The 6,713-nt window shown below is 63.1% G+C and carries 6 protein-coding genes; 1 reads left to right on the top strand and 5 read right to left on the bottom strand.

The features are described from left to right. Positions 1–31: 31 nt before the first annotated feature. The gene (locus ABIB45_RS19425) at positions 32–967 is read right to left on the bottom strand and encodes a helix-turn-helix transcriptional regulator (RefSeq protein WP_354217478.1); all 936 of its coding nucleotides are present in this window, start codon (positions 965–967) and stop codon (positions 32–34) included. Between the two features lie 354 nt (positions 968–1,321). Here ABIB45_RS19425 and ABIB45_RS19430 point away from each other — a divergent pair, with 354 nt between their 5' ends. Then, a complete protein-coding gene (locus ABIB45_RS19430) occupies positions 1,322–1,603 on the top strand; it encodes a hypothetical protein (protein ID WP_354217479.1) in 282 nt (93 codons plus the stop codon). 44 nt (positions 1,604–1,647) lie between these two features. On the opposite strand, the gene ABIB45_RS19435 is transcribed toward ABIB45_RS19430, so the two are convergent. The 4 genes from ABIB45_RS19435 to rpsO form a co-directional block, all read right to left on the bottom strand. Further along, complete coding sequence (locus ABIB45_RS19435) at positions 1,648–2,109, bottom strand: DUF1579 domain-containing protein (protein ID WP_354217480.1); 462 nt, start codon at positions 2,107–2,109, stop codon at positions 1,648–1,650. A gap of 110 nt (positions 2,110–2,219) precedes the next feature. Further along, the gene (locus ABIB45_RS19440; protein ID WP_354217482.1) at positions 2,220–3,563 is read right to left on the bottom strand and encodes a M16 family metallopeptidase; all 1,344 of its coding nucleotides are present in this window, start codon (positions 3,561–3,563) and stop codon (positions 2,220–2,222) included. Between the two features lie 106 nt (positions 3,564–3,669). Next, on the bottom strand, positions 3,670–5,925 hold the full coding sequence (locus ABIB45_RS19445) for a polyribonucleotide nucleotidyltransferase (protein WP_354217488.1): 2,256 nt from the start codon (positions 5,923–5,925) through the stop codon (positions 3,670–3,672). Between the two features lie 246 nt (positions 5,926–6,171). Continuing rightward, positions 6,172–6,441, bottom strand: a complete 270-nt coding sequence (gene rpsO, locus ABIB45_RS19450; protein WP_354217483.1) for a 30S ribosomal protein S15 — start codon at positions 6,439–6,441, stop codon at positions 6,172–6,174. Positions 6,442–6,713: the final 272 nt, after the last annotated feature.

Genomic DNA, 6,713 nt, shown 5'->3' on the forward strand with positions numbered 1-6,713 from the left:
AGTTTGAGCTGCCCTAAGTGCACCGCTCTGCTTACGGCGCTGTGCCTAAAGCCATAGCCAACAGGGTCGCCCGACTGTGGACGCCGCAGGCATCAAATACTTGTTTGAACTGATCCTGAACGGTGTAGGTGCTGATGCCCAGGGCCGTCGCCATAGCAACGGTATCAACGCCCCCTGCACCGAGATCAAGCAACTCCCTTTGCCGTGGTGTCAGACCAAAGCTCCGGGCGAAAATATCCAGCCGCTCCTCAGGAGGACAAGCTTGGATAGTGACGGCCAACGGTGGCGTGGGCCCTGACCCAGCGGGACCCATCCGACTGGCCCTCAGAATGGCCCACTGGCCGGCCCCCAGATACGCGCGGGACCACGCAGGATGGCGATCCACCCCCGCCTCCACTGCCAACAGTTGGGCGGCGACATTCAATACCTCGGCCGGAACACGCTGGAAGGGCGACGGTCCGGCTTGGAGGAGTCCCAGCCATTCGTCGACAGAAACCGTGTCACCCACCACTGCCATGTCCTCGTCGAGAATCAGGACACCCTGTTGAGGCAAGTCAGCTCTCGGACGTCCGCCAACGGGCGAGGATAGGGGTGATGGAACTGGCCCGGCCCTGGAAAACTGCCTGGAGACTGACCGGCGGAGTGCCGGCGTCACTCGGCGGACTACCGCCGCCACGAATCGAACCTCTTCGGCAGTGAAAGCGCCTTGATCAACCGTCCGCCACAGATCAAGCCAGCCCCAGTAGCCATACTTGTCCGTGAAGCCCGCATACAGAACATCCGACACCCCATAGCGGTTCATCAACCTATCCCAGACAAGGCTCTGCGATGGATTGCCGCCTGTTTCGCTCAACAGTGTCGTCACGGGCGATTCCCTGCCCGCCAGCGTGGTCCAGCGCCCTACCGTCGTTAGGTACTTCAGCCGGATCAGCAGCGGCAGATCCTCCGGATACGGAATCCGGGCCATGGGGGAAATTCCAGTTCCCGTCACAGGGTCTGAAAGTGGCCAGACGAAGGCGCTGAACGGAATGACGCAGCCCAACTCGGCCAACACACCGGCACGCAAGGCGCGGTGGTCCGGATTCGAATCATCAAGGAGCCGGATCCGGTCCCAAGACCTTGCGGTCGTCATTCCCACAGTATGCGCTCTGGGGACACCATCTCCCTGTGGGACAGTACCGCAGAATCCCGAGCAGTCCCCCAGAATTCTGGGATGGCCCGCGGACGGCCGGACACTTTAGGGTAAAAGTACCCACTTGAGTAATGCCACCGGTAACTGCGGATCCCGAGAACATCGCCGTCCGGCTAAGGAGAATCAGTCATGTACACACTTCACATAGAACATGGAATTAAGGACTTTGGTCTGTGGAAGCAGGCCTTCGACCGCGATCCGTTGAATCGGGCTGCGTCCGGGGTGGTCGGGCACAGGATTTCCCGGCCGGTGAATGACTCCAAATACGTCGTGGTGGAGCTCGACTTCAGTGAACTCAACCAGGCTGAGCAATTGCTGGCGAACCTGAAGAGCAAGGTCTGGAACTCATCGTCCGCGTCGCCAGCCCTCAACGGTGCGCCGCAGACGAGGATTCTCGAATCAGCCGGCTGATGACCAGAACGGCGAGATCGAGCTCCCAGTGACGCTGAAGACGTTCAGGCGCGGCGGCACTCGCAGGTCATGAACGGGCCAAAGCTGTGGCCCTCGCCGAGGCGCAGCCCGGCGGAGTAGGTCAGTACGCCGTCGGCAACCTGGAACGTGTGGCGCGCGGTCCCCCGGTCACTGTGCCGCTCCACGCGCAGGACCCCATCCACCCAAGTGCACCGGACCGGCGTTCCGGGGGGCAAGCCCGTGCTGTCGACGTAGTACCAGAAGACATCGTGGTGGTCGGGGTCGACAGTGAACACACCGTGGCCGTCGAAATGAGTGCCGTTTGCTTCAGTGTGCCGGTAGCTCTGTACTACGGCGAACCCTCCCGCCGCCCGCGTGAAACTGATTTCCGCCACTGCTGAGCGTTCAGGACCCCAAGCTGACGCTGCAAGACGTGTAGTCCCGCGCCAATGGCCCAGGAAGTCTTCCAACACGGCGTGCACCGTGCCCGGCTGCGGAGCATTCATGGCTACATTATCGCCGGACAGAGCGTTCCGAGACAGAGACCCTCGGGCTGGGACCGGGACTGGCTGCTCCAGGACAAAGGAACCGTGAGCCAACTGCAGGAAGGTGCCCGTCAGAGGCCGAACGTCTCAGTTTCCTCAAACGGGCCCACGACCGTGACGGTCCGTGGTGCGGCTGCCAGCTCCCGGGCAAGGTCCTGGACTTCCTGCGCCGTGACGGACTTGATAAGGCGCAGCGTTTCGTCGATGTCCTGGTATTCACCAGAGACGAGTTCTGCGCGGCCCAGGCGGGACATCCGGGAACCGGTGTCCTCAAGCGCCAGGACGATGCCGCCGCATAGCTGGCCCACGGCCTTGCGGAGTTCGTCGTCCGAGATTCCGCCTTCGGCGAGCTTGTCCAGCTCCAGCCCCAGCAGGTCAAGTACCTGGCGCACCTTGGACGGTGTGCACCCGGCGTACATGCCGAAGTAGCCGGCATCGGCATAGGACGAGGCAAAAGAATATGTGGAGTACACGAGCCCACGCTTCTCGCGGATTTCCTGGAAGAGCCGTGAGGACATGCCTCCACCCAGGACGGCGTTGAGCACGCTCATCACATAGCGGCGGTCATCCGTGGCAACAATCGTGGGGCAACCCATGATGATGTTGGCCTGTTCCACAGCCCGCTTGACCACATGCAGGCCAGCGGTGCCGGTGATGTCGGCACGCTCGGTGGAGCGGCGGTCTACGGGGGCGGCGGCGGGCTCCAATGACCACCCGGCTGTGTGGAGCGCATCCACCACAAGGCTGCAGACGACGTCGTGCTCCAGCCCTCCGGCGGCGGTGATGACCAGTTCGTCCGGGCGGTAATAGCGGCGGTAGTGCTCCCAGACCGAATCACGGGCGACGGCGCGGATGGCAGCCGGGGTGCCTCCGATAGGGCGGCCCAACGGGTGCTTACCCAGCACCGCAGCGACAAAGTTTTCATGTGCCACGTCGGTGGGGTCATCGCTGTCCATGGCGATTTCTTCGAGGATGACGTCGCGTTCCTGCTCCATCTCGGCGGGGTCCAGAACCGCGCCGGTAATCATGTCGGCGATGACGTCGATGGCCATGGGCAGGTCCGTGTCCAACACCCGGGCAAAGTAGCAGGTGCTTTCCTTGGCCGTGGCGGCGTTGGATTCCCCGCCGACCTCGTCGAACGCGGAGGCGATTTCGAGGGCGGTCCGGCGCTTGGTGCCCTTGAACAGGAGGTGCTCCAGGAAGTGCGTGGAGCCGTGCTGGCCCGGGGCTTCGTCGCGTGACCCGACCCCGACCCAGAACCCGATGGTTGCCGAGCGCTGGCCCGGCATCGCCTCGGTCAATACCCGCACGCCGCCGGGCAGCACCGATCGCCGGACAACAGAGCCGCCGTCGGAGCCGTGGACCAGGGTGTCACCGGGCTGGTTCTGCTCAAGCGGCAGGGGTACAACAGTCAATTGAAGCCTTTCAGGAGCGGCGGCCGGATCAGGCTGCCATCGTAACAGCGGCGGGACCGGTGGATCATCCACCGGCCCCGCCGATTCATCTGTGTGCAGCAGGATGCTACTCCGCTTCGGCAGCGCCCTCTGCGACGGAAGCGTCAACGCTGTCGCCAGCGCCTTCCTCTTCAGCCACGACGGGGGACAGCGACAGCTTGCCACGGTCATCGATCTTGGTGATTTCCACCTGGATCTTCTGGCCGACGGAAACCACGTCATCAACGTTGTCCACGCGCTTGCCGTTGGCCAGCTTGCGCAGTTCGGAGATGTGCAGCAGGCCGTCCTTGCCCGGCGTCAGGGAGATGAACGCACCGAAGGCGGTGGTCTTGACGACCGTACCCAGGTAGCGCTCGCCGATTTCGGGAACCTGCGGGTTGGCAATGGCGTTGATGGCGGAGCGTGCTGCGTCTGCAGACGGACCGTTGGTGGCGCCAATGTAGACAGTGCCGTCATCCTCGATGGAGATGTCAGCGCCGGTGTCTTCCTGGATCTGGTTGATCATCTTGCCCTTGGGCCCAATGACCTCGCCGATCTTGTCAACCGGGATCTTGACCGCGATGACGCGCGGCGCGAACTCGGAGAGGTCGTCCGGGGTGTCGATCGCGGAGTTGATGACCTCGAGGATGTGCAGGCGGGCTTCGCGGGCCTGCTTCAGTGCTGCTGCCAGGACCGAGGCGGGGATGCCGTCGAGCTTGGTGTCCAGCTGGATGGCCGTGACGAACTCTGCGGTGCCGGCAACCTTGAAGTCCATGTCGCCGAAGGCATCTTCGGCGCCGAGGATATCGGTCAGGGCAGCGTAGCGGGTCTGACCGTCAACCTGGTCGGAGACCAGGCCCATGGCGATACCTGCAACGGCAGCCTTCAGCGGCACACCAGCGTTGAGCAGGGAGAGCGTGGAGGCACAGACGGAACCCATCGACGTCGAACCGTTGGAGCTGAGAGCTTCAGACACCTGGCGGATGGCGTACGGGAATTCCTCGCGGGACGGCAGCACCGGCACGAGTGCGCGCTCTGCCAGGGCACCGTGGCCGATTTCGCGTCGCTTGGGCGAACCCACGCGGCCGGTCTCACCGGTGGAGTACGGCGGGAAGTTGTAGTTGTGCATGTAGCGCTTGCGCGTGACGGGCGACAGCGAGTCGATCTGCTGTTCCATCTTCAGCATGTTCAGCGTGGTGACACCCATGATCTGGGTCTCGCCGCGCTCGAAGATGGCCGAACCGTGCACGCGGGGCAGAACCTCAACCTCGGCGGTGAGCTGGCGGATGTCCGTCAGGCCACGGCCGTCAATGCGGATCTGGTCCTTCAGGATGCGCTGGCGCACAACCTGCTTGGTGACCGAACGGAATGCTGCCGACAGCTCCTTGTCGCGGCCTTCGAACTGACCGGCCAGGGCAGAAGTGGTTTCGTCCTTCAGCGCGTCCGTGGCAACATCGCGGTCCTGCTTGTCGGCGATCTGGAAGACAGCTGCCAGCTTCTCAGCAGCGGCGGCCTCGACAGCAGCGTAGACGTCGTCCTGGTAATCCAGGAAGACCGGGAACTCCACGGTCGGTTTCGCAGCGCGTGCGGCCAGGTCAGCCTGGGCGTCGCACAGTGCCTTGATGAACGGCTTGGCGGCCTCAAGGCCCTCGGAGACAACCTCTTCGGTGGGAGCGGTGGCGCCCTGTTCCTTGATGAGGTTCCAGGAGTTGTCGGTCGCTTCGGCTTCAACCATCATGATGGCGACGTCGTCGCCGGCAACGCGGCCGGCCACAACCATGTTGAACACGGAGTTTTCGAGCTGGGAGTGCTTCGGGAAAGCAACCCACTGCGAACCCTGCTCGTCAGCTACGAGGGCAACGCGGACGCCGCCGATCGGGCCGGAGAACGGGAGGCCGGAGAGCTGGGTGGACATGGAGGAGGCGTTGATGGCCACCACGTCGTAGAGCTCGTCGGGGTTGATGGCCAGGACGGTCACCACAATCTGGACCTCGTTGCGCAGGCCCTTGACGAAGGCCGGACGCAGCGGGCGGTCCATCAGGCGGCACGCCAGGATGGCTTCGGTGGACGGGCGGCCTTCACGGCGGAAGAACGAACCCGGGATACGGCCGGCGGCGTACATGCGCTCTTCAACGTCAACCGTCAGCGGGAAGAAGTCGAAGCCTTCGCGCGGGTGCTTGCCCGCGGTAGTGGCGGACAGCAGAGCAGTGTCTTCGTCGATGTACACCATGGCTGCGCCGGCTGCCTGCTTGGCAAGACGGCCGGTTTCAAAGCGGATTACGCGCTTGCCAAAGCGGCCATTGTCAATGACTGCTTCTGAGAACTGGATTTCGGGACCCTCCAAGAGAGTCACCTCCGTTTCATGATTCACGGAGCCCAGCCGCATCAACCCAGGCCAGCATCTGTTTACTGGCCTGCACTGCACCCGGTCATCGATCGAGACCCACGGGCCGGGGCTTCCATCGTGGAAGCCGTTCCCGGGGATCACTACCGAGGACCGCGAATGCGTGATGCGGTTGATCCTCCTGTTTAATTTTCTTCTGAAGAAGGCGGCCCGATCCACAAGGAAAGGGCCGCCCCTAAAGCCTGACTAGCGGCGCAGGCCGAGACGCTCGATGAGCGCACGGTAGCGGGAGATGTCAGTGTTCTTGAGGTAGGTGAGCATGCGCTTGCGACGACCAACCATTGCCAGCAGACCGCGCTGGGTGTGGTAATCGTGCTTGTGCTCCTTCATGTGCTCAGTCAGATCCTTGATCCGCTGGGTCAAGACTGCAACCTGGACCTCCGGCGAACCGGTGTCGCCCTCGGACGTTGCGAAATCCTTGATGATGGACTGCTTTACAGCGGCGTCAAGTGCCACAATAACTCCTAGCGATGTGCCGTGAGGCCCGAATCAGTACTTCACTGCCGGGTCTGCCCGCGCAGGAATTCCCTTGATAACTGGGGCTTTCCACGCATGGCAGGAACCAGCCGCCACGGACTGCAGCCGGATCCAACGTTCAGTTTAGCGGGAGCGCCGCAATCTTGTCGAAACAGCCAGGGCTATTTCAAAGTCCGGTGAGGTTCCGGGCGATTTCCGGATCGCGTCCGGCAGTCCGCATCGCCTTGGCAATGCCCCGGGTTCCGGCCAGG

Source organism: Arthrobacter sp. UYCo732, assembly GCF_040547265.1.
In the GTDB taxonomy this organism is placed as follows: domain Bacteria; phylum Actinomycetota; class Actinomycetes; order Actinomycetales; family Micrococcaceae; genus Arthrobacter.

Excerpts from the sequence above, each read along its gene's own strand:
- ABIB45_RS19430 (WP_354217479.1), top strand. The coding sequence starts at position 1,322 with ATGTACACACTTCACATAGAACATGGAATTAAGGACTTTGGTCTGTGG.
- ABIB45_RS19425 (WP_354217478.1), bottom strand. The coding sequence starts at position 967 with ATGGCCCGGATTCCGTATCCGGAGGATCTGCCGCTGCTGATCCGGCTG.
- ABIB45_RS19435 (WP_354217480.1), bottom strand. The coding sequence starts at position 2,109 with ATGAATGCTCCGCAGCCGGGCACGGTGCACGCCGTGTTGGAAGACTTC.